Source organism: Enterococcus sp. DIV1337a (assembly GCF_051712285.1).
GTDB lineage: Bacteria > Bacillota > Bacilli > Lactobacillales > Enterococcaceae > Enterococcus > Enterococcus faecalis.
Window position 1 is genome coordinate 698,660 of the sequence record NZ_JBIOOP010000001.1, and the last position, 22,884, is coordinate 721,543.

At 37.4% G+C, this 22,884-nt stretch carries 26 protein-coding genes and 2 pseudogenes; 21 read left to right on the forward strand and 7 right to left on the reverse strand.

Going from position 1 to position 22,884, the window contains the following annotated elements; genetic code table 11:
* Nucleotides 1-75 precede the first annotated feature (75 nt).
* Together IGL49_RS03375 and IGL49_RS03380 are read left to right on the forward strand one after the other, a co-directional pair.
* Nucleotides 76-1,296 (forward strand): 3D domain-containing protein, encoded by a 1,221-nt coding sequence (locus tag IGL49_RS03375; protein WP_425268199.1) that lies wholly within the window; start codon nucleotides 76-78, stop codon nucleotides 1,294-1,296.
* A gap of 96 nt (nucleotides 1,297-1,392) precedes the next feature.
* Nucleotides 1,393-1,956: a GNAT family N-acetyltransferase gene (locus IGL49_RS03380; RefSeq protein ID WP_002355832.1), complete on the forward strand. Its 564-nt coding sequence runs from the start codon at nucleotides 1,393-1,395 to the stop codon at nucleotides 1,954-1,956.
* A gap of 45 nt (nucleotides 1,957-2,001) precedes the next feature.
* Here the strand turns inward: IGL49_RS03380 and IGL49_RS03385 are convergent, their stop codons facing one another.
* A complete protein-coding gene (locus IGL49_RS03385; protein ID WP_104854529.1) occupies nucleotides 2,002-2,526 on the reverse strand; it encodes an LURP-one-related/scramblase family protein in 525 nt (174 codons plus the stop codon).
* A gap of 51 nt (nucleotides 2,527-2,577) precedes the next feature.
* Entirely contained in the window at nucleotides 2,578-3,447 is an 870-nt protein-coding gene (locus tag IGL49_RS03390; RefSeq protein WP_104854528.1) for a Cof-type HAD-IIB family hydrolase, read from the reverse strand.
* Nucleotides 3,448-3,580: 133 nt separating this feature from the next.
* Between IGL49_RS03390 and IGL49_RS03395 the strand changes: the two genes are divergently transcribed.
* The 5 genes from IGL49_RS03395 to IGL49_RS03415 all read left to right on the forward strand — a co-directional run bounded on the left by IGL49_RS03395 (nucleotide 3,581) and on the right by IGL49_RS03415 (nucleotide 6,929).
* Nucleotides 3,581-4,261 (forward strand): uracil-DNA glycosylase, encoded by a 681-nt coding sequence (locus IGL49_RS03395; RefSeq protein ID WP_104854527.1) that lies wholly within the window; start codon nucleotides 3,581-3,583, stop codon nucleotides 4,259-4,261.
* A 155-nt stretch (nucleotides 4,262-4,416) separates the two neighbouring features.
* The gene (gene pta, locus IGL49_RS03400) at nucleotides 4,417-5,400 is read left to right on the forward strand and encodes a phosphate acetyltransferase (protein ID WP_104854526.1); all 984 of its coding nucleotides are present in this window, start codon (nucleotides 4,417-4,419) and stop codon (nucleotides 5,398-5,400) included.
* 141 nt (nucleotides 5,401-5,541) lie between these two features.
* Nucleotides 5,542-6,036: a tRNA (adenosine(37)-N6)-threonylcarbamoyltransferase complex ATPase subunit type 1 TsaE gene (gene tsaE / locus IGL49_RS03405; protein ID WP_164982960.1), complete on the forward strand. Its 495-nt coding sequence runs from the start codon at nucleotides 5,542-5,544 to the stop codon at nucleotides 6,034-6,036.
* On the forward strand, nucleotides 6,029-6,550 hold the full coding sequence (locus IGL49_RS03410; RefSeq protein ID WP_104854524.1) for a GNAT family N-acetyltransferase: 522 nt from the start codon (nucleotides 6,029-6,031) through the stop codon (nucleotides 6,548-6,550). Before tsaE ends, IGL49_RS03410 begins: the two co-directional genes overlap by 8 nt.
* A gap of 169 nt (nucleotides 6,551-6,719) precedes the next feature.
* Nucleotides 6,720-6,929, forward strand: a complete 210-nt coding sequence (locus tag IGL49_RS03415; RefSeq protein ID WP_002355840.1) for a hypothetical protein — start codon at nucleotides 6,720-6,722, stop codon at nucleotides 6,927-6,929.
* Between the two features lie 73 nt (nucleotides 6,930-7,002).
* Here the strand turns inward: IGL49_RS03415 and bopD are convergent, their stop codons facing one another.
* From bopD to IGL49_RS03435, 4 genes are read right to left on the reverse strand one after another with little or no spacing between them, the layout of a single operon-like run.
* Nucleotides 7,003-8,013, reverse strand: coding sequence for a LacI family transcriptional regulator BopD (gene bopD / locus IGL49_RS03420; protein ID WP_104854523.1), 1,011 nt, complete (start codon nucleotides 8,011-8,013; stop codon nucleotides 7,003-7,005).
* Nucleotides 8,014-8,036: 23 nt separating this feature from the next.
* The gene (locus tag IGL49_RS03425) at nucleotides 8,037-9,044 is read right to left on the reverse strand and encodes an aldose epimerase family protein (protein WP_104854522.1); all 1,008 of its coding nucleotides are present in this window, start codon (nucleotides 9,042-9,044) and stop codon (nucleotides 8,037-8,039) included.
* Complete coding sequence (pgmB, locus tag IGL49_RS03430) at nucleotides 9,034-9,702, reverse strand: beta-phosphoglucomutase (RefSeq protein WP_104854521.1); 669 nt, start codon at nucleotides 9,700-9,702, stop codon at nucleotides 9,034-9,036. The genes IGL49_RS03425 and pgmB overlap by 11 nt, the downstream gene beginning before the upstream one ends.
* Nucleotides 9,695-11,989: a glycoside hydrolase family 65 protein gene (locus IGL49_RS03435; RefSeq protein ID WP_104854520.1), complete on the reverse strand. Its 2,295-nt coding sequence runs from the start codon at nucleotides 11,987-11,989 to the stop codon at nucleotides 9,695-9,697. Before IGL49_RS03435 ends, pgmB begins: the two co-directional genes overlap by 8 nt.
* 280 nt (nucleotides 11,990-12,269) lie before the next feature.
* On the opposite strand from IGL49_RS03435, the gene IGL49_RS03440 reads away from it, so the two are divergent.
* Nucleotides 12,270-14,438 carry a PTS transporter subunit IIBC gene (locus IGL49_RS03440; protein ID WP_104854519.1) on the forward strand — a complete coding sequence of 723 codons (2,169 nt, stop codon included), beginning with the start codon at nucleotides 12,270-12,272 and terminating at the stop codon, nucleotides 14,436-14,438.
* A gap of 71 nt (nucleotides 14,439-14,509) precedes the next feature.
* Nucleotides 14,510-15,334, forward strand: coding sequence for a maltose 6'-phosphate phosphatase (mapP, locus tag IGL49_RS03445; RefSeq protein WP_104854518.1), 825 nt, complete (start codon nucleotides 14,510-14,512; stop codon nucleotides 15,332-15,334).
* A 59-nt stretch (nucleotides 15,335-15,393) separates the two neighbouring features.
* Here the strand turns inward: mapP and proC are convergent, their stop codons facing one another.
* Nucleotides 15,394-16,209 carry a pyrroline-5-carboxylate reductase gene (gene proC, locus IGL49_RS03450; protein ID WP_104854517.1) on the reverse strand — a complete coding sequence of 272 codons (816 nt, stop codon included), beginning with the start codon at nucleotides 16,207-16,209 and terminating at the stop codon, nucleotides 15,394-15,396.
* Between the two features lie 125 nt (nucleotides 16,210-16,334).
* On the opposite strand from proC, the gene IGL49_RS03455 reads away from it, so the two are divergent.
* The 12 genes and pseudogenes from IGL49_RS03455 to IGL49_RS03510 all read left to right on the forward strand — a co-directional run bounded on the left by IGL49_RS03455 (nucleotide 16,335) and on the right by IGL49_RS03510 (nucleotide 22,868).
* Complete coding sequence (locus IGL49_RS03455) at nucleotides 16,335-17,285, forward strand: helix-turn-helix domain-containing protein (protein WP_104854516.1); 951 nt, start codon at nucleotides 16,335-16,337, stop codon at nucleotides 17,283-17,285.
* A complete protein-coding gene (locus IGL49_RS03460; protein ID WP_002358867.1) occupies nucleotides 17,278-17,577 on the forward strand; it encodes a hypothetical protein in 300 nt (99 codons plus the stop codon). Before IGL49_RS03455 ends, IGL49_RS03460 begins: the two co-directional genes overlap by 8 nt.
* Entirely contained in the window at nucleotides 17,570-17,887 is a 318-nt protein-coding gene (locus IGL49_RS03465) for a nucleotide pyrophosphohydrolase (RefSeq protein WP_164982961.1), read from the forward strand. Before IGL49_RS03460 ends, IGL49_RS03465 begins: the two co-directional genes overlap by 8 nt.
* A 144-nt stretch (nucleotides 17,888-18,031) precedes the next feature.
* A complete protein-coding gene (locus tag IGL49_RS03470) occupies nucleotides 18,032-18,463 on the forward strand; it encodes a VOC family protein (RefSeq protein WP_002355856.1) in 432 nt (143 codons plus the stop codon).
* 306 nt (nucleotides 18,464-18,769) lie between these two features.
* Nucleotides 18,770-19,180: a hypothetical protein gene (locus IGL49_RS03475; RefSeq protein WP_104854514.1), complete on the forward strand. Its 411-nt coding sequence runs from the start codon at nucleotides 18,770-18,772 to the stop codon at nucleotides 19,178-19,180.
* A gap of 1 nt (nucleotide 19,181) precedes the next feature.
* A pseudogene (locus IGL49_RS03480) lies at nucleotides 19,182-19,463 on the forward strand (hypothetical protein); the annotation flags it as partial.
* 66 nt (nucleotides 19,464-19,529) lie between these two features.
* Nucleotides 19,530-19,928 carry a hypothetical protein gene (locus IGL49_RS03485; RefSeq protein ID WP_104854512.1) on the forward strand — a complete coding sequence of 133 codons (399 nt, stop codon included), beginning with the start codon at nucleotides 19,530-19,532 and terminating at the stop codon, nucleotides 19,926-19,928.
* Nucleotides 19,915-20,190, forward strand: a pseudogene (locus IGL49_RS03490) (hypothetical protein); the annotation flags it as partial. The gene IGL49_RS03485 and the pseudogene IGL49_RS03490, both read left to right, overlap by 14 nt.
* A 71-nt stretch (nucleotides 20,191-20,261) precedes the next feature.
* Nucleotides 20,262-20,663, forward strand: coding sequence for a hypothetical protein (locus IGL49_RS03495; RefSeq protein WP_104854510.1), 402 nt, complete (start codon nucleotides 20,262-20,264; stop codon nucleotides 20,661-20,663).
* Complete coding sequence (locus tag IGL49_RS03500) at nucleotides 20,656-20,883, forward strand: hypothetical protein (protein WP_104854509.1); 228 nt, start codon at nucleotides 20,656-20,658, stop codon at nucleotides 20,881-20,883. The genes IGL49_RS03495 and IGL49_RS03500 overlap by 8 nt, the downstream gene beginning before the upstream one ends.
* A gap of 53 nt (nucleotides 20,884-20,936) precedes the next feature.
* Nucleotides 20,937-21,299, forward strand: a complete 363-nt coding sequence (locus IGL49_RS03505) for a hypothetical protein (RefSeq protein ID WP_104854508.1) — start codon at nucleotides 20,937-20,939, stop codon at nucleotides 21,297-21,299.
* A gap of 12 nt (nucleotides 21,300-21,311) precedes the next feature.
* Complete coding sequence (locus tag IGL49_RS03510; protein ID WP_104854507.1) at nucleotides 21,312-22,868, forward strand: cutinase family protein; 1,557 nt, start codon at nucleotides 21,312-21,314, stop codon at nucleotides 22,866-22,868.
* Nucleotides 22,869-22,884: the final 16 nt, after the last annotated feature.

Sequence of the window (22,884 nt, forward strand, 5' to 3'; positions counted from 1 at the left end):
ATTGTAACATAATTGAAATAAAACAAGCCCTCCTGACTAGTATAATGAGTAGGTGTTTTAGATAAGTTAGGAAAGGTGTTGGATTTAGTGAAGGTTAAAAAGTTGATACCATTTTTAACAACAATGATGCTTATCAATTTTGGACTTCCAGTCGCTGCGGCAGCAGAATCACTTGATTCGTTGCAAGAAAAAGAAGCGCAAGCGAAACAATCTGGGGAGTTAATTAGTAAAGAAATCAATTCAGCCTTAGACGATGTAAATGCTAAATATGCGGAAATCGAACGTTTAAAAACGCAAATTTCAAAAGCGGAAGATACGTTGAAAACTTCGAAAGAGGAAATAGAAAAAACAGAAAAAAATATTTCTCGTCGTAAAGAAGCTGTTGGCGATCGTATGAAGGATATTCAATTAAATGGCGACCAACGTACTTGGCAAGCCTTATTAGATGCAGAAAATTTATCAGATTTCTTTAATCGGGCCTACGCCATGACCGTTTTACAAAACTTTGAACGGGAAAAGATTGAAAGCTTAACTAGCGAAAAAGAAAAGTTAGCTGCATTACAAGAAAAAGTTGAAAATACGCAAACAACTTTAAAACAAAATGAAGAGAAATTACAAGTTGAAGCTTCTTCAATGAATAATAAAGTCTCTGATTTAAAAGAAAAAATGGCGAATAATGAAGAATTATTGGCTCAAATTTCGACAGACAAACAAAAAGAGCAACAACGCTTAGTCAGCGAAAAAGCAGCAGCTGAGGCACAGAAAAAACGTGCGGCACAAACTGTAAAAGCAGAAGCAGCGAAGAAACAAGCAGCTGCCGACAAACAAGCGCAAGCAGATGCAGCGGCTAAACTAGAAGCCGAAACTGTTGAAGAGTCAAGCAGTCAAACATCAAGCTCTTCTACAAGTACGGAAAGCAGTAGCTCTGAATCTTCAAGTTCAGCTAGTTCATCAGAATCGTCATCAACGACAGAATCATCGACAGGCGAACCATCAACACCAGGAACTGGCTCTGGTCGTGTGCTTCAGATGGAATCAACTGCTTATTCTTGGCGCGAAGCTGGTGCAAGTAATCTAAGTGCTACTGGCATTGACTTAAGTAAACAAAGCAATGTAGTTGCAGTTGATCCAAGTGTAATTCCTCTGGGGTCATTAGTGAAAGTCTCTGGTTATGGCTTTGCTATTGCTGGAGATACAGGTGGCGCTATTCAAGGAAATATTATTGATGTTCATTTTGATTCAGTAGACCAATGTATTGCTTGGGGACGACGTCAGGTTACAGTAGAAATTCAATAATAAATTTGTTATACTAAAGATAAGATAAAAGGAATTGGCTAAGTCAGTAATGATAGTAGCCAGTTCTTTTTTAGTTAAATGTAAAGGAGAATTACAATGATTCGCTCGGCAACAAAAGAAGACGGTCAAGCGATTGCTCGGCTAGTCCTAGTTATTTTAAAAGATATGGAGTTACCAATTTTAGAAGAAGTCTCAGAAGAACAAATGATTGACCTGTTAGCAGAGGCAACGGCGTATCCAACCTATCGCTATGGCTATCAACGAATTTTAGTTTATGAACATGCAGGTGAAGTTGCAGGGATTGCTGTTGGCTATCCTGCAGAAGATGAAAAGATTATTGATGAACCTTTAAGAGAAGTCTTTAAAAAACATGGCTTAGCAGAAGACGTTCGGCTATTTATTGAAGAAGAAACCTTGCCTAATGAATGGTATTTAGACACAATTTCTGTGGATGAACGTTTCCGCGGAATGGGAATTGGTTCTAAGTTATTAGATGCTTTACCTGAAGTAGCCAAAGCTAGCGGGAAGCAAGCCTTGGGTCTAAATGTTGATTTTGACAATCCAGGGGCGAGAAAGTTATATGCAAGCAAAGGCTTTAAAGATGTCACAACCATGACTATTAGTGGCCACTTATACAATCATATGCAGAAAGAAGTGTAAAAATAACGAAGCTAAAGTCAATCACTTTAGCTTCGTTATTGTTCATTAATCCGTTAAAGGATCAAAATCTAATCCAAAATCATCGGAAGTTTTTTGTTTTTTCTTATTATATAACCAGTAGTCAAGGACAGCTGCTATGCAGATGCACAACGGTGCGTCGGCATCATTGGCAACAGTTAAAACAAAATAGTCGCCTGTACAAAGCATGGTTTTATCCATTGACATGATTTTTTTACGGACTTGATAAATTGAATATTGGTGCGCTTTGATATCCCCAACAACTGCCCAGCGAAGACCTTGAACATAATAGAAATCAGCATTCAAATTGAACAGTTTTCGTAGAGTACCCACTTTTTCGAAACGCTGGTATAACTCAAAGCGTGTACCAAAAGTCCAAGAAACTTGTTTAATACTGGCTAAAATTTCTCCGTTCATTGCATATAAAGAAAGCGCATCTCCTCGTGTGCCCCAGCGCCCCACCAATAGAAAAAGTGAACGGCCTGCTTGGTCTTTCACGATGGTTCGCGTAACTTTTCCTAACTGTTGTTCTTGAATAAAAAATTCAGACACGGCACGATCTCCTTTCTATATATAAATGAGTGCTGTAACTGGTAGTGCTGATTACAAATTTTCTCTTATTGCACGCAGGATGGCTTCGCCAACACCATTTTCTAAATTAGTGGCTGTTTCATATTTAGCATATTCTTTTAATTCCAGTTCGGCATTGCCCATTGCAAAACTTACTCCGGCCCATTGAATCATGCTGACGTCATTTAAGTTATCACCAATAGTCATGACTTGTTCAGCTGGAATCCCACGTTCTTTAGCGACGCGCGCAACCGCAATCCCTTTTTGTGCTAGGCGGTGGTTAATTTCAATATTATTAAGTGCAGAAGAGGTGACAACCAAATCATCTAGTTCTTCTACTTCCATCCCAGCGGGACCTAATACTTTTGGCCCATCCATACTGAAGCCAATAATTTTAAGGACTTCAATTGAATCATCTTTTAAAATGTCTTCTAAACGATCAACATAGGTAATATGCAATAAAGATAGGTGGGCTGAAGCCATGGCAATCGCCACTTTATAAGTTAAATGGGGCATGGATTCTGCAATATGAGCGGCAAAGTTTTCAATTCTTTTTTCTTGATGTTCAGAAAAAATACCTTTATTTGTAGAGATTTCATAGTAAACATTGTGTTGACTTAAAATAGTTAGTACTTCTGTTACTGTTTCTTTTTCGATCCCAGCCGTGAAAAGTGAGTGTCCATCTTTGTCGAACACTTGGGCGCCGTTTAAAGTAATCATGGCGCAGTCAATTCCAGCTTCTTCTAACGCGGGTTTCGCTTCGGTATATGCGCGGCCAGTAGCAACCATAAATTCGATTCCTAAACGTTCCGCTTCGCGAATTGCTGAAGCGTTATCATTTGTGATGCTCATTTTTGCATCTAAAAGTGTTCCATCCATATCTGAAGCAATTAATTTAATCATCGATTCTCTACACCTCATTATCTATTTAAAGCTTACCTATAGTTTACCACGTTTTTCCAAGAGAAAGTACCCAGAAATTTCTTGTCAGGTTTGGAGAAATTCGTTATGCTTAGAGAGAGAAGGAGTGAGCATTATGAAAGAAATTATTCACAATAGTTGGCAAACCGTTTTATCTGCTGAATTTGAAAAACCGTATTATCAAGAATTGCGGGAATTTTTGAAAAAAGAATATCAGACACAAACGATTTATCCAGATATGTATCATTTATTTTCAGCGTTAGAACTAACCCCTTTTGAAGAAGTAAAAGTAGTGATTTTGGGACAAGACCCATATCATGGACCCAATCAAGCACACGGACTAAGTTTCTCTGTCCAGCCAGGTGTGAAAGTGCCGCCATCTCTTGCGAATATTTACAAAGAATTACAAGCTGATTTAGGGTACCAACCCGTCAACCATGGCTTTTTAGAAAGCTGGGCCAAACAAGGCGTGTTATTATTAAATACTGTGTTGACCGTTCGGGCAGGTCAAGCCTATTCCCATCGAGGCAAAGGGTGGGAGCAACTGACAGATGTCATTATCGAAAAGTTGAATGAGCGTGAAAAACCTGTTGTTTTCATTTTATGGGGTCGTCCTGCTCAAGAAAAAATTAAAATGATTGATACGACTCGGCATGTGATTATCAAATCGCCACATCCAAGTCCATTGTCAGCACATCGTGGTTTTTTTGGCTCACGTCCGTTTTCTCAAGCGAATACCGCTCTAGAACATTTAGGGGAAACGCCGATTGATTGGCAGCTGCCTGAAACAGTGTAGTGCAACAGTGTGGGCTGTTATAGTGTAGAAAAGTTAGTTTGTGAAAAGTTTATCGGATTATTGGTTTTTTTGACTAATACAGCTAGAAAAAACTGTTATTTTCTTTGAGAATAGTGTATGATGGATTTTGTAAATATAAAACTGGAGGGTTTATCGTGGAATTATTCGATAGCTTAAAATTTAAAGTCGTACGCCGTAATATCAAAATTGTTTTCCCTGAAGCAACAGATCCTAGAATCTTAGGTGCTGCTGCCCGCTTAAAATCTGATGAATTAGTAGAACCAATCTTAATTGGTGATCCAACAGATATCGCAAATGCTGCTATGGCTCGTGGAATCAACACATCAAACTTTATTATTGTCAACCCAAATGATTATGAAAAATGGGATGAAATGGTCGAAGCATTTGTTGAACGCCGTAATGGAAAAGCTACTAAAGAAGATGCTGAAAAAATCTTAAAAGATGTCAACTATTTCGGTACTATGTTAACTTATATGGGTATTGCTGATGGTATGGTTAGTGGTGCTATCCACTCAACAGGTGATACAGTTCGTCCTGCGTTACAAATTATTAAAACAAAACCAGGCGTGAGCCGTACAAGTGGTGCCTTCTTAATGATTCGTGGTCGTGACCAAGAAAGATATTTATTCTCAGACTGCGCGATTAACGTGAACCCAACTGCACAAGAATTAGCTGAAATTGCTGTTGATAGTGCCAAAACAGCTGAATTATTTGACATTGAACCAAAAGTTTCATTGTTAAGTTTTTCAACAAAAGGTTCTGCAAAAGCACCAGAAGTAACAAAAGTTGCTGAAGCTACAAAAATTGCGCAAGAATTAGCACCTGAATATGCGATTGATGGTGAATTACAATTTGATGCTTCTTATGTATCTTCTGTCGCACAATTAAAAGCGCCCAACTCAAAAGTTGCTGGGGAAGCAACAGTCTTTGTATTCCCAGATTTACAATCAGGAAATATTGGCTACAAAATTGCTCAACGTTTAGGTAACTTTGAAGCAATTGGCCCAATCTTACAAGGATTGAATAAACCAGTTTCTGACTTATCACGTGGCGCAAACGAAGAAGATGTTTATAAATTATCAATCATTACAGCTGCTCAAACATTAATGAACGACTAATTAGCTATGTCGAAGCATTATAAATAAGCAAAGTAGAAGTTGAGGTTCCCAGGACACTTGGACCTCAACTTTATTTTTTTGAAGCTGCCACTAGTCAACTTATTGAATTTTCGGTATACTTTCATACATAGATTCTTGCAGATGGGAGGCAAAAAAATGAACATTGTCCTGAACAATCCATTGGAAACAGAAGCGATTGCTAAAATTATTGGACAAAAGGCACAAGCTGGTGATGTAATTGTCCTGACTGGTGATTTAGGGGCCGGTAAGACGACAATGGCGAAAGGGATTGCTTTAGGATTAGGCATTTCCCAAATGATTAAAAGTCCCACCTATACGATTATCCGAGAATATCCACAAGGACGACTTCCGTTATACCATATGGATGTCTACCGTGTTGAAGAGGGTGCGGATGAATTAGGGTTAGATGAGTATTTTGAAGGAGATGGGCTATCCGTTGTAGAATGGGGCGGCTTGATTGAAGAAGAATTGCCAGAAGATTATTTAGAAATTATTTTAAATAAAGATTCTCAAGAAGCTGACAAGAGAGTTCTTGAATTCCGCGGAACTGGTCCGTTGGCAGAAGAAAGAATAGCAGAGATTCTGCAAACGTGGGAGGCTCGCGAATATGATTGAACAAACATTTTCTATTCGAGAAGCAGTTCCTACCGATGCGGATCAATTACTATCTGTGATGTCAAAAATTGGGAGTGAAACGCCCTATTTGGTAATGGATGAGCGAGGAATGGCCATGTCGACAACAGAATTGGCTGAAAATCTAGCAACACTCTATGAATCGCCAAATAATGTTTTATTGGTGGCATTAGCGGGAGAAGCGATCATTGGTACAGCTTCTGTGTCTGCATCTTCTAAAAAGCGGATGGAGCATATTGGTGAAATCGGCATTAGTATTTTAAAAGAGTACTGGGGCTATGGACTAGGCAGTATCCTGATGGAAGAACTTATTTGCTGGGCGCGTGAAAGTCATGTTATTCGTCGTTTGGAATTAACGGTACAGGATCGCAATCAACGAGCGATTCACGTCTATAAAAAATTAGGGTTTGAAACAGAAGCAATTATGCCTCGGGGCGCCAAAACAGATCAAGGTGAATTTTTAGATGTTCATTTAATGCGTTTGCTGATTGATTAATTATTAGTTAATAATTTTAATTTATTAAATAATCGAACGATAATTGCACGAAAAAACAAAATTTTCGCAATTATCGTTTGTTTCATATTTATTTTTCTGATATTTTTGTTATAATTATAGAAGAATTTAACGAAAAAATGAAAATTTATTTTGGGAAGGAATGTAAGAAATGGCGAAGGCAACGAAAATGAATGTTAACTACCGGGAGTCAATCTTGGATCGTGCGTATCGTTTAGAGCTAATAAAAAAAGACGAGTATGCAAAACATCAAGAAAAATTATCATTATTAAATGAAAAATTGTCTGACGGGGAACCAGCTCAATTTGATGCAAAAGAAGAAACGTTTTGGAAAAAAATTTCGCAAAAAGTTATTTTATAAAAGTAATACATACGAATAAGAGCGTACACATAGAAAGAAGCGTAAGCAGTTCGACACTGCTTACGCTTCTTTTTTAATGAATAGGAATAACTGTTTCACGCTTAATTAATTTGTGAGGAATAACGAGGCGGACACCATTCGTCAATTCTTCGTGGATTAATTCATATAATTTTTTCATCGCCATTCGACCTAACTCTGACGTGTCGATGTCAATGCTTGTTAGATAAGGATGTGTCAATGTTGAAAAGATTGAGTTGTTAAAACTGATAATGGATAATGTTTCAGGAACTTGATAACCATAGATTTGCGCAAGTTGCATCGTCCGTAGAGCAAAGATATCATCAATCACTACCAACGCAGTGGCATTATTTTGATGAAGAATGTCATCGAAAGCCATGTAATCTTCAGGTTTTTCTAACGCAACACTAGGCAAAACGGTTAATCCTTGCATCATCATTGCTTTTTGATAACCAAAGTAACGTTCAAAGTACAAACTTTCATGCGTTGTATTGGTCACAAATAAAATATTTTTATGGCCGTTTTCAATTAAAAATTCCGTCGCTTGTTTCCCTAATAATTGATTATCATTATCCACGTAAACTATTTCCGTTTCATGTTGGTAAGGTTGACCGATTAGAGTAAAGGGAATATTGTTTTGGTATAAGTAATCAATGACGGGATCCTTACTATCTGAATACACAAGAATAAAACCGTCCACTTGCTTTTGAAGATGCATCCTTTTGACGTTTTCCAGTAGTACATCAAAACTTTTGGCAGTTGCAATAGCAGTAGTCATGTCGTAAAGACGGGCTTCCTCGTTGATGGCTTCCATAATTTCTAAATAAAATGGATTGCCTAACCGTTCTTTCGAATCTAAAGGAGGTAAAATTACGCCAATGGCACTTGAAATTCGTTTGCCCAAATTCCGTGCCGTCATATTTGGCACATAGCCTAAGTCATCCATGACTTTTCGCACTTTCTTTTTTGTCGATTCAGAAATACTTGGATGATCGTTAATGACACGCGAAACGGTTGAAGTTGCAACCCCCGCTTTCTTAGCGACATCTTTTACTGTAATTGCCATTTTTGCCACGCCTTTCTTAGTGATTATAGAAGGTTAAATTGATAAACCGTTTGGTAGGTTTGCTTATTATCAGCTGGTAATAAAATAGAGCCCCACTGAGGATGATGAACAATGTCTGGATACTCTTGTGGTTCAATTGCTAAGCCATAGTTTGAATGCATCGCTTGTCCATTTATAGAAAAAGGAGCCTCAAAACCAGTCGTAGAAAATAATACCATACTTTGGTTCGTTGTTGCTATCGTCATTTTTCTTCCAGAAGTAGGTTCTTGTAAGCGTAATTGTGGCTGTCTTAAGTCAGAGCCAACTAAGGGGAAAACATCATCTAACCCAGTTGGATAGTGTTGGAGGATTGTTTCGATAGGTGTCAGTTCATTAAACTGTATGGGTAGTTCAGAAGCTGGCAAAATCCGTCCAGTAGGCAGCTTATTATCGTCTAATTCTAACATACCTTGGCAGTTCAAAGATAGCGAATGTGACAGAATATCTAACTTTCCATCACCAGATAAATTAAAGTAGGCATGGTTTGTAGGATTAAAAAGTGTTTCCTGTTTACTCCGTCCAGTACTGATCATTCGTAAACGATTATCCTCTAGCTGATAGGTGATGGTAGCATCAATTGGTCCGGGATAACCAGAAATGGTGTCGGTTAAATGAAAAGCGACGCCAATGATATCATTTTTTTCAAAGGGCTCGACTGTCCAATATTGAAAAGACCAACCCTTTGAGCCACCATGGATATGATGACCGTCGCTGTTTTGTTCTAATGTTCCATTTTGCCAATGGCCATTACGAATGCGTCCAGCAACTGGTCCAACAGTGGCGCCGAAAAAGCTTTGATCCTTTAAGACATCTTGATAAGAATCATACGCTAAAAGGATATTTTCCCAATGATTATTTTTGTTTGGCATCAAAAGTTGATGGAGGCGCGCGCCATAATTGAGAAGAACGACTTCTAAAAAGTCGTTCTTCAAAGTAATTTTTTTTAAGTTTGTGTTTGGAATATCGGTTACAGTGATACGATTATGCTTCATGATCCAGCCACACTTTTTTTAAGTAATCAAACGTTAAAGCGCTCGTCTCTGGTACGATTGGCAACCCTTCACCTAAATCTTCTTTGCGGCCAACGCCAACAGGCTGCGCTCCACTAGCAAGAATCGCTTGAATCCCAGCTTGGGCATCTTCAATGCCAAGACATTCTGCTGGTGTCAAATCGATTTCTTTCGCAGCTAAAATGAAAATATCTGGAGCAGGTTTGCCCGCCTGAACGTCTGCTGGATTAGCAATGGCATCAAAAAGGGGCGTCAATTGCATTTTTTCTAAAAGGAAAGGTCCATTTTTACTTGCAGAAGCCAAGGCAATCTTAATATTGGCCTCACGCAATTCCGTTAATAAAGAGAGAATTCCTGGATAGACATCTTCAGGCGTAATCGCTTGGATCATTTCCAAGTAATAATCGTTTTTCCGTTGCGCTAACTGGGCAAATTCTTCAGAAGAAAACGTGCCTTCTTTTTTTCCGTATTTTAACAGTAACTGCAGAGAATCTTCACGGCTTACACCTTTCAGTTGTTCGTTGAAAACACGGTCAATGGAAATCCCAATTTCGTTCCCTAATTTTTTCCAAGCGTGGTAATGAAATTCTGCTGTATCAGTAATAACGCCATCTAAATCAAACAAAACGCCTTTAAACATGAACTTCTTCCTTTCTAATCGGTAAAACTAATCGATCTTTTAATGTGTATTGTTGATCGTAAACAGTCAATGGAATTGCTGGGCCGTCGAGTAAAGTGAAGGCCACTTGGTCTGCTGCAACTTCAACAAATAGTAAACGATTCCGATAATTGATGTGGAATGAGTAGGCTGTCCATGTCGCTGGTAAAAAGGGTGCAAATTTTAGTTGTTGATGGTCCGTTTTCATTTGGGCAAAACCTTGAACAATCGCTAGCCAACTACCAGTCATTGAGGTAATGTGTAAGCCATCTTCTGTATCATTATTGTAATTATCTAAGTCAAGGCGCGCTGTTCGTTGATACATTTCCACTGCTTTTTCTTCCATGCCTAATTCAGCAGCTAACACAGCATGAATGCTTGGTGAAAGGGAAGATTCATGGACAGTCATTGGTTCGTAAAAATTAAAGTTCCGGCGTTTTTCTTCTAAAGAAAAGGCGTCATTGAAGAAATAAATTCCTTGAAGAACATCGGCTTGTTTAATGAAACAAGACCGCAAAATTTTATCCCATGACCAATGTTGATTTAAAGGCAGCTCACTAAGTGGTAAATCAGAAACAGGCATTAAATCTTTATCTAAGAAAGTGTCATGTTGTACAAAAATGCCTAATTCATTATCCACTGGGAAGTACATATTTTCTACAATGTCTGCCCATTTAGCTAATTCGTCGTCTGCGATTTTGAGCGTTGTTTCTTCTTGGAATTTTAAATAAGACTCACGGGTGTAACGTAGAACCCACGCAGCGATGGTATTGGTATACCAGTTATTGTTGATATTATTTTCATATTCATTTGGCCCCGTTACGCCATGAATCATATATTGTTTATGACGTTGGGAGAAGTGGACCCGATCTGCCCAAAAACGAGCAATTGCCACAAGCACTTCAAGCCCAGCATCTTTTAGATAGTCTTCGTCTCCTGTATAGTTGACATAATTATAAATCGCGTAAGCAATCGCGCCATTTCTGTGAATCTCTTCAAAAGTGATTTCCCATTCGTTATGACATTCCACACCAGTAAAAGTAACCATTGGGTAAAGGGCTCCCTTTAACCCCTGTTGTTGGGCGTTATGAATGGCTTGAGGCAATTGATTGTGGCGATATTTCAGTAGATTTTTAGTAACTTCGGGCTTAGCCAACGCCAAGTAAAGTGGGACAGCATATGCTTCGGTATCCCAGTATGTGGCACCGCCATATTTTTCGCCAGTAAAGCCTTTTGGTCCGATATTTAAACGATCGTCTTCACCATAGTAGGTTGAGAAAAGTTGGAAAAGATTAAAACGAATGCCTTGTTGGGCTTCGTCATCTCCTTCAATAACAACATCAGCTAATTGCCAACGTTTTGCCCAAGCGGCAGCTTGACCAGCTTTTGCTTCAGGGTACAAGGTAGTCATTTCTGCAAATAATTCGTTTATTCGTGCGATTTGTTGCGTTTCTGGCACATCACGGCTGGTAACGACAAGCACTTCTTTTGTGATGGCGGTCGTATCACCTTCGTTTAAGGACACTGTCAATTCTGCGGTTAAAGCCAAGGGCTGTTGTGTATATGTAGGCACAACAGAGGCTCCATCGATGAAATGACGCATGCCCGCAGTCACTGTAAAACGCTCTATTTCAAAGTTGTTAGGAATGGTCTTAGTCGTAACAAAGCCAAGTGTTTTTTGTGTTTCAATAGCTATTTCTTCCCAAAAATGTTCTTCATAATTGCTATCTTCATTTTGAACATCGCCATCCAATTTTGAGTGCAGGGTGATTATGCCTGTACCTTCCAGCATTTCAATTGTTAAGTGGATGTAAGCTGCTTCCTTTTTTTCTAAGCTTAAAAAACGTTCAAAAGAGAAGCGCACCTTGTTCTTCGGTGTTTGGATGGTGAATTGCCGAGAAAGAACCCCATTTTGCATGTTTAATTCTAAAGAAAAATCTTCGTAAGGGGTGGTGGCTAAATCAATTGTTTGTCCATCAATTTGTAAATCCATTGCGATGAAATTAATTGCGTTAATCACTTTGCCAAAATATTCAGGGTAACCATTTTTCCACCAACCAACACGTGTTTTGTCTGGATACCAAACACCTGCTAAATAGGTTCCTTGATGGTGGTCGCCAGAATAATGCTCTTCAAAATTTCCCCGCATCCCCATATAGCCATTTCCAATGCTCGTTAATGATTCTTGTAGACGTAAATTTTCTTTATCTAAGTGTGTAGTACGGATTTTCCAAGGATCAATTTGGAATAAACGTTTGATTTGTTTCATGAGAATCCCCCTCAGTGATTTTATTGATAGGTCTATCATAAACGCAACCGATTGCATAAGTCAATAGTCAATGCTTAAAAAGTTAATCTTATGGAATAAAAGCTGTAACAAAGGTAGAATAGAGGGATCTTTATTTGCTTTATTAAAAGACAAAATAAAAAATGATTAAGTAGTAGGGATTTGTTTTCCGCAATATTTTTGAAATTAAAGCATTTACAAAAAGGAAACAGGGGTATATAATGGCAACATAACGAAACCGATTGCATAAGGAGTGGCAGGAATGAAAAAAATGTTTAGTTTTGAATTTTGGCAAAAATTCGGAAAAGCTTTAATGGTCGTTGTGGCAGTAATGCCCGCAGCGGGTTTAATGATTAGTATTGGGAAATCGCTTCCCTTAATCGATCCTAATTTAGGCTTGTTAGTAACAACAGGCGGAGTTCTAGAGAGTATCGGTTGGGCAATTATTGGCAACTTACATTTACTATTTGCGTTAGCAATAGGTGGTAGTTGGGCCAAAGATCGTGCAGGTGGAGCATTCGCAGCGGGGATTTCTTTTGTTTTAATCAATCGGATTACTGGAGCCATTTTTGGTGTAACAAATGAAATGTTGGCAGATGAACAAGCTTTCACGCATACCTTATTTGGCACCAAGATTATGGTCAAGGGATTCTTTACAAGTGTCTTAGAAGCTCCGGCATTAAATATGGGTGTCTTTGTAGGGATTATTGCTGGTTTTGTCGGTGCGATGGCTTACAACAAATATTACAATTATCGGAAATTACCAGATGCGCTATCATTTTTTAATGGTAAACGATTTGTCCCTTTTGTTGTTATTTTATGGTCAACAATTGTCTCAATTGTATTAGCACTTATTTGGCCAAATATTCAAGCGGGGATTAATAATTTTGGGTTATGGATTGCGCAATCTCAAGACAGTGCGCCTATTTTAGCGCCATTCTTATATGGAACGTTGGAACGTTTGTTATTACCTTTTGGGTTACATCATATGTTGACGATTCCAATCAACTATACACAATTAGGTGGAACGTATGAAATTTTATCTGGCGCACAAGCTGGAACACAAGTTTTTGGTCAAGATCCTTTATGGTTGGCTTGGGCAACAGACTTAGTGAATCTTAAAGGCGCTGGTGACATGAGCAAGTATCAGTTTGTTTTAGAAAATTGGACACCGGCTCGATTCAAAGTAGGCCAAATGATTGGTTCTTCAGGAATTTTAATGGGGATGGCTTTGGCTATGTATCGTAATGTCGATGCAGATAAAAAAGCTAAATATAAATCAATGTATTTTTCTGCTGCTTTAGCTGTTTTCTTAACTGGTGTGACAGAGCCGTTAGAATTCATGTTTATGTTTGCAGCAGTGCCGCTTTATGTGATTTATGCCGTGATTCAAGGTGCTGCTTTTGCAATGGCTGATATTTTACCATTGCGTGTGCATTCGTTTGGAAATATTGAATTGTTAACAAGAACACCGCTAGCAATAAAAGCTGGTTTAGGTGGCGATTTAATCAATTTTGTTTTAATGGTCATCGTTTTTGGCGTAGTAACTTACTTCTTAGCGAATTTCTTAATTAAAAAATTTAATTACGCAACACCTGGAAGAAATGGAAACTATGACAATGATAACGGCGAAGAAATCGCATCTGGCGCGGCTGGTTCAGGCGTCGTCGATCAGCAAATCGCGCAAATTGTTTACTTACTTGGCGGTAAACAAAATATCAAAGAAGTTGATGCATGTATGACACGCTTACGTGTCAGTGTAAAGGATCGAGAAAAAGTCGGTTCGGAAGAGGCATGGAAACGGGCAGGTGCAATGGGCTTGATTGTGAAAGATAATGGCGTTCAAGCCGTTTATGGACCAAAAGCCGATGTTTTAAAATCCGATATTGAAGATTTACTAGCTTCTGGCGTTGACATTCCAGAACCAGTTATAGCAGAAAGTACAACAGAAGCGACAACGACGAATTTCTTAGGCAAGAAAAAAGATTTCGTGGCTGTGGCGACAGGGGAAGTTATTCCAATGACGCAAGTCAATGATCCTGTCTTTTCACAAAAAATGATGGGGGATGGATTTGCGGTTAAGCCTCTAGAAGGAGAGGTGGTGGCACCAATTTCAGGGAAAGTTCTAAGTGTTTTCCCAAGTAAACATGCGATTGGGCTACAAACAGAAGAAGGCATCGAAGTACTTGTCCATATGGGGATTGATACAGTCGAAATGGCAACTCCTGCTTTTGAATCTTTTGTTAAAGAAGGACAATCATTGAAAGCCGGTGCGAAACTAGCTAAAATGAACTTAGATGTGATTGAACAAGCTGGCAAAGAAACAACGATTATTGTCGCTTTTACAAACAGCGACAAAGTGCAACAAGTAGTCATCAATCAACTAGGAACCGCCACTGCGGGAACTGTGATCGGACAGATTGAAATTTAAATGATTAGGTCTGGCGCAATCAATAATTGTGATTGTGCCAGACCTAATAGCATGTAAGGGAGGGTGAAAAGATGAATCTTTTAACAATCAATACTCATAGCTGGTTAGAAGAAGAACCGTTAAAAAAATTAGAGGAGATTGCCAAGGTGATTTTATCTTCTGAAAGTGAAATAATTGCTTTACAAGAAGTGAACCAGAAAGTCGCTTCTAAGAAAGCGCCGTTAGAACAGTTAACTACTTTTTGTCCTGTGGTGACCCAAACACCGATCCATGAAGATAATTTTGCTTATTTAATCGTTCAATACCTAGCTGAAAAAGGCCAACACTATTATTGGAGCTGGGAAATGAGCCACATTGGTTACGCTATTTATGAAGAAGGGAATGCACTACTTTCGAAATGTCCGTTGACTAGTGAAGCTCTCCTTATTTCAGAAAGCCAAGAATCAATGAATTATCGAACAAGAAAAATCTTAGTAGCGGAGACAGAGAGTTCAAAAGGTCCGCTTACTGTTGTCTCTGGTCACTTTTCTTGGTGGGAAACACCCTGTACAGGTTTTGCCTATGAATGGCTACAATTAGAGAAATACTTAGCGACGCGGCAACAACCGTTAGTCATTTTAGGCGATTTAAACAACCCAGCTGGTACAACTGGCTATCAATTAGTAGAAAATAGTTACTTGCCGATTCAAGATGCGTTTGTTGTAGCGGAAGAGACAAGCGGTGAAGCGACAGTAGAGAAAAAAATAGATGGTTGGGAAGAAAATGAAGCAGCCTTGCGGATTGACTACGCATTTGTTCCAAAACAGTGGCACGTGCGAAAATATGAAGTAATTTTTGATGGTAGGGAAACGCCGATAGTCAGTGATCATTTTGGCTTACTCATTCAATTAAAATAAGAAAAAGCGCTGAATTTTCAGCGCTTTTTCTTATTCACTCACTCATGTAACTATTCCTCTCAGTTTTGTTTGGCTAATTCTTGATCCCGAAGGATAGTGGCCTCAATCCCTTTAATGACTGTTGAAATAAACGCATTGTTTTCTAATTCGACAATCCCTGCAACCGTGGTTCCACCAGGAGAACTGACCTGATCGATTAAAGTCCAAGGATTTTCTGTACTATTCGCCAAAGTTTGAGCGCTGCCTAGTACAGCTTGTGTGGCAATTTCTAAGGCTAACTCTTTGTTCATGCCATTTTTAACGGCTGCTCGGGCAATCGAATCAATAAATAAGAAAGAATACGCAGGAGTGCTACCTGCAATAGCAGTAAAAATCGAAAAATACTGTTCCTCTAATTCCCAAGCTTGGCCAACTGATCGAAACAACGATAAAACAGTCTGGATGTCTTCAGGGGATGTAAAAGCATTGCCACAAACAGCTGCTGCGCCTGCGCCAATCAGTGCATTCATATTAGGCATCACACGAACAAGACGAAGCGATTGAGTGGTCTCAAACAGTTGATACAATTCTGCAATAGTCGTACCTGCTGCAATGGAAACAATTAACGGTTGCTTGTCTAAAATTGCTTCTTTTGCTTCAAGTAAAGCTGCTTGAACGAATTGCGGTTTTACCGCTAAAATAACTAAGTCAGCTACTGCAATGGCTTCTTGTGGCGAAGCGACCGCATGTGCACCAATTTCTTGTGCAAAAGCGGCGGTTTTTTCGACTTGAATATCATAAAAATAAAGGTTTTCTGCGGCAATAAATTGCTTTTTTAGCGCACCTTTGGCAATGGCGGATGCCATATTTCCAGCACCGATAAAACTAATTTTCATAAAAATTCCTCCTAAAAACTGTTGAATTTCTTTTTTCGTGTTACCATGTATCTAGTATAGAAGGAAACGCCAAAGAAAAAAATAGAGGGAGTAAAGTAAAAAGTGTTGGATTATGAGGTGATTAATTGGCAAGCAAAGAAGAGCAATATGCAGCATTTTATCAGTTTTTAGAGACCTTAGATTGTTATTTAACCACTACTAGTGCTCTTGAAAATGAAGTAGCGCAATTTAAGGAAAATCCGCATCGAGAAATTGCGGGCTTCATGCTGGCATCTTCGGAAACGATTGACGTTCCGAAAGGATTTATTCGGATGCTGTATTGTTTAGAACAAGATGGCAATGCTTATTTGGATCAACAAAGGTGTTCGTTTTCGGCTGGCCAAGTCATGATTGTCAATGAGGCAACCTCGGTTAGCTATCAGGGGCAGGGAATGTCTATGATTATATTTTATTTTAAAAAGCACTATTTTCTTGATACGCTCTTAAATCAGCTGGCGGAAGAACCAGTCATGTATCGTTTTTTTACAGAAATTGCTAGCAGTGAATTTGAAAACATTCCTCGATATTTCGTTTTTGCCAGCCAGCCAAATTCGGATGTTCACGTCTATTCGCTATTATTGCTGAAACAAATTGTGAAAATGGCCTATTTTAATAATAAAGTGACCAAAGCGGCCTTTGTTTTGCTAGTGGTGGAACTAGGTCAACTGCCTAGAGAATCTTTAAAGATGCAAGATGATTATTTGTCGAATCATCAACGTGTTGAGGTGATTTTAGCGTATATTGAGCAACAGATTGCGCATGTCACTTTAGCAGAAGTCGCCGCTAAATTTCATTTTCATCCGAATTACTTATCGAATTTTTTAAAAGACAAAACAAACAAAACGTTTACGGAAATTGTCTTAGACTACCGAATCCAATTGGCGAAAAACTACTTGAAGCAAACAGATTTATCGATTCAAACGATTGTTGAACGAATCGGCTATCAAGACAAAGCCTTTTTTTATAAACGTTTTAAAGAAGAAATGGGCATGACTCCAAAACAATATCGACAGAAAGAAGGAATGGCAGATGTATGAAGAAGTCTTTGAAGAATTTCAGTTAACTGTAGTAGAATTACCAATCGAATTCGTTGATGATTTGCCTGTCTATCGCGGACATTTAAAAGAATTAACGTTTCTTTCAGCGGAAGCCTCTTCACGAAAAAAACTATATCAACAGCTTTTACAGGCTTATTTGTTGTATAGAGAGGAGAATCAAGCAGTTGTTGAAGAGGAAGAAATAACCTCCTCATTATTGTCTACAGAACAGTTATTAAAATACTATGATGGTGAAACGTTCGATGGGTTTCAGTTGCCATCAAATGAATAAGAAAGCAGGAGAACAGATGGATGCAATGGCAAAAATTAATCAATTTCGTGATGAAAGAAATTGGCGCCCCCACCATAATGAAAAAGATTTGGCGCTCTCAATTTGTTTAGAAGCGGCAGAATTGTTAGAACTTTTTCAATGGAAAACAGCAGAAGAAGGCATCAAACAAGAAGAACGAATCAAAGAAGAATTGGCTGATGTTCTCATTTACTCCTACATGATGGCTGATAATTTAGGGTTTGATTTGGACGAAATTATCGAAGAAAAGTTGAAGAAAAATGCGGTGAAATATCCAGTGCCAGAAAAATAAGTGTTGAAACAAATGAATCGAAGAACTTCTAAAAAAGAATAACGAAGTGGAAAATAGCCAGTATTAAGAAATTCTGAAGGGTTTGCGGAAAACAGAAATAAAAAGTAGCTTTCTGCTGCAAAAAATTTTAAGGAGGAACAATCAATGATTACAGGCACAGAAATTGATTTTATTGTTAGTGATAGTTTAAAGGCATTAGCTTTATATAAAGAAATCTTTGAGGTCCATGTAGTTGAAGCGACAAAGTATCCTGTTGGAAGGAATGAAGTAGTGTTTAACTTATATGATACTCGGTTCCATATGTTAGATGCTAATGAAGAATTTGGTTTAAAAGCACCAGATTCAGAACATCCCAATACAATTTGGTTCAATATCACGGTAGCAGATATTGTGCAAACTCATAAAAAAGCCTTAGCAAATAAGTGCATTGAGATGCAACCAGTTACAGAAATGATGGAAGGAGCTATTCAAAATTCGTTATTTGTTGATCCATTTGGTTACATGTGGATGGTACATCAAATTAACCAAGAACTAAATTTTGAAGAGCGAACAGAAATTTTAGAAAAAGAAATGTAGTAAGGAGTGGTTCTCAGAGATGAGTACCACTTTTTTTATTTTACAATAGAAGTAAAATACCAATGATCCTGTAGTGATCAACAAGACAGTAAAAAATTGGAGATAGAAAGTCAGTGTGTCATAGAAATACAGCAATATTCTCTAATAATTAATCTAACGTTAAAAAAATTGAGAAAATGCCAGATTGATTTTTGATAAACTGTAAACAAAGAAAAACTGGCTGTAAAAATCTTGATAAAACAATGGAATAAAAGGAGAAAGCGAAAGATTAATTCTTGTATGTAGATACAAAGGGAGACTAAATGAATGAAAAACAAAAAGCGAATAAAATTTGGTATCTTAATCGCAGTAATATCAGTAGCCATAATCGGCACGATTGGAGTGAAAAAAATGACTGAACCAACAGAAAAAGAAAAACAAATTGCTTTTTTGAAAGAGCATGAAGAAGAAATGACGGAGTATGTAAAACAGCAAAATAAAAAGATTGCTAAAGTTGCGTTTTGTTGGGAATCGTTAGAACAAGAGTCAGTGGGAAATGGTCTTCCGCAAGGAGCAGGAGATATTCTATCTATCCGAATACAAATTATTGATAATAATAACAATAAAATAAATTCATTTGGACTTGCAATAAAACCAAATAATTGGAATGAGCCTACTAAAATAAAAGAACTGTATACGATTAATGCTGACTACGATTACTATACAGAAGGAGGATAATATGGCAGACTTAGAAAAATATAGTAATTTATACGCGGATTTAGCGCAGGCAACTTATAATGGCAGATCCATACAATTTCCGTATAGTGCAAAGAAATGGAATGATAAACAATTAGATAAGTACCGAAATAAAGAGGCTGTTCCATTCACCTTCCCCAACGCCAAAGACGCCCATGGAAATGATGCTAGCACAGTCTATCTCCAACCCGACAACACTGTAAAAACAATCAAAGAAAAAAACTGGGTAGGTAGGGAAACGGTTTATAAAAAAGGGTTATTAACATAGGAAAAGTCAATCAAAAAAAATCACATAGTAATTCTTCCCCATACATATTAAGGAGGTGAAAAAGTGAAAAACAGAAAGCGAATAAAATTTGGTATCTTAATCGCAGTAATATCAGTAGCCATAATCGGCACGATTGGAGTGAAAAAAATGAACGAACCAACAGAAAAAGAAAAACAAATTGCTTTTTTGAAGGAGCATGAAGAAGAAATGACAAAGTATGTAAAATCGAAATCATCAAATATTAAGAATATAAATTATCTTTGGGATACTACAGAAAAGTCATCTAGTAGCGTATTTACAAAAGAAAATCTATCATTACGTGTTGAAATAAAAAGTAAAGATGATTTAGAAACAGATACCTATTCTCTAGTGATTGACGTAGATGTAAAAAAACTGGATGAAATAAAAGGACTATTTTTAGTAAATTGGAAACAAGGAGAAGCTATCCATGAAAAATCTTGATAATTATTATAATTTGTATGTGAGTTTATCAGAAGCTTCATATATTAAGAGACCTATAAATTTTAGCAATGATTTTCTTACAAAGAAACAGAGAATAAGGCTTGAGGAAGGAAGATCTGTCAAATTCCATTACCCCAACGCCAAAGACGCCCATGGAAATGATGCTAGCACAGTCTATCTCCAACCCGACAACGCTATAAAAACAATCAAAGAAAAAAACTGGGTAGGCAGGGAAAAGGTTTATAAAAAAGGGTTATTAACATAGGAAAAGTCAATCAAAATAGAAAAAAACACATAGCAACTCTTCCTCATACATATTAAGGAGGTGAAAAAGTGAAAAATAGAAAGCGAATAAAATTTGGTATCTTAATCGCAGTAATATCAGTAGCCATAATTGGAATAATTGGAGTGAAAAAAATGAACGAACCAACAGAAAAAGAAAGACAAATTGCTTTTTTGAAAGAGCATGAAGAAGAAATGACGGAGTATGTAAAATCTCAAAATTCAAAGATTTACAGTGTTCAATATGATTGGGAAAGTGTAGAGGTTGGAACTATTGGTAACGGAACACCTATAGGAGCTGGAAAAATACTCACGATTGATGGAAAATTCAATAGTATTTATGATTCTAGCTTTTATTTACAATTTAAATTTGATAAATCTACTAAATTACCAAGTATTAAAAGTATGACAAGTTATAATTCTTTTAGGATAGGAGGAATGTTGTATGAATAATTTAGAAAACTTTAATTGTATCTATGCAAGTTTATCTGAGAGTTCTTATAATGGTAGACCTAACGCTTTTCCAAAATATCAAAATAGCAAGGAAAAAGAAGAATTTAATTACTCTTTAGATGTAATTGATGAAAAAGGAGATAGAACTAAAGGAGGTCAAAATCTCCCAAATAGTGGAATTGTCTACCTCCAACCCGACAACACTGTAAAAACAATTTAAATCGAAAAAAACACATAGTAACTCTTCCCCATACATATTAAGGAGGTGAAAAAGTGAAAAACAAAAAGCGGATAAAATTTGGTATCTTAATCGCAGTAATAGCAATAGCCGTAATCGGCACGATTGGAGTGAAGAAAATGAACGAACCAACAGAAAAAGAAAGACAAATTGCTTTTTTGAAAAAGTATGAAGAGGAAATGACGGAGTATATTAAACAATCAGAGTTAGATAAAGTGGCCAGTGTTGAGTACCTTTGGAATACGGTTAAATCAGATAAAGGCATGGCATTTACAAAAGAATTTTTAACAATTAAAACCAATATTTATGACGGAAGAAATATAAAAATAAATGGTTTTTGGATTAATATTTTTGTAGACAATGTGAGAGATCCTAAGAAAATTAGTAACATAAATTAAAGGAGAATATATATGAGTGATTTATCAAATTATTATAATGTTTATGCCAATTTATCCCAAGCTTCGTATAAAGGGCGACCTCAGTCTAAATCGTTAGCTAAACTTGACGATAATCAATTGAAAGAAATGGAGATAAAAAAGCATGCTACATTTCATTTTCCCAACGCCAAAGACGCCCATGGGAATGACGCCAGTACTGTCTATCTCCAACCCGACAACACTGTAAAAACAATCAAAGAAAAAAACTGGGTAGGCAGGGAAAAGGTTTATAAAAAAGGGTTATTAACAGATGAGAAAGCTGGTTATAATTCTTATTATGTAACAGATACGCCGACCTTGAGTCCAAAAACGCAGCATACATATTTTACCACTCGCGGTAGTGACGGCGTTTCAATGGACGTGAAAAAAGGTTGGTCAGGGAATAATTTGAATGACTGGGTCAATAATAATGGATCCTTTACATTATTCAATGCCTATTTGCCTCAAGCAAAATTAGCCAATGAAGCCATGCATCAAAAGATAATGGAGATGAGTGCTAAAGGCCCTAATGCGACTATGTCGATTACAGGTCATTCTTTAGGAACCATGATTTCTATTCAAGCGGTGGCCAATCTCCCCCAAGCAGATCTCGCTAAAATTGATAAAGTAGTATTGTTTCAAGGGCCTGATGCGCGAGAAAGCATTAATAAAATGTCTCAACAAGCTCAGGAAAATATTCAACAATTAGAAGAACAAGGGAAAATTGATTATTATGTAAATGCTTTTGATATTGTCTCCATGTTGAATCGAAATAAAAAAGGGGTAGATGAAATTGGTCGGGTGCATTATCTATTACCGAAAACGTTCACCACTACTTTTGATCTGACGGACAAATACGGTTCTAGTCATGATTTTGGTCAGTATCAATTAAATCCTGATGGTACTCCCAAAGAAGCCAATCTAAAGGAACATGGCTATATTTTTGCGGCAGGAGTAAAAGTTTCCAAACTTATTGATAAATATTTAGGGAAAATCATGGATGCTTCAGGTGAATCCTTAGCTAAAAACAGTCTCCAATTTTTGTTAAGTCTGCTATCTGAAGAAAATCGCCAGAAAATCATCAAAGAATATGAAAAAATCATTCACGAAGCAAAAATTGCCAGCCAATGGCAAGGGAAAGTGAGTCGTATTCAGAAAAGTTTAGCCAGTGCTTCAGGTAGTCAAAAGATTGAATTACGTAGTGAATTAGCAGAACTAGTTGCAAAACAAGCGCAGCAAGCTGGAAAAGAATACGAACTACTTGTGAAAAATATCCTCCAAGAAGCAGAAGGTGAAGTCCAGACAGTTTCAAAGGAAATTCGTGAAAGTGCAATGAGTATCCGACAGTATCTATCCTATGCAGAAGTTCAAGCAATGATTGCTCCTTACGAAAAAAGTCGTCTTTGGGATAGCGCTGAAGCAACAAATACTAGCAACCAAGCCAAGCAATACAAGCAAAAATTAACTGATTTTAGCGGAAAATTAACAACTGTTGCTAAAAATATTCAAGCATACGATCAACAAGCAAGAAGTAGTTTATTTCAAAAATAATAAATGAAAGGGTTTT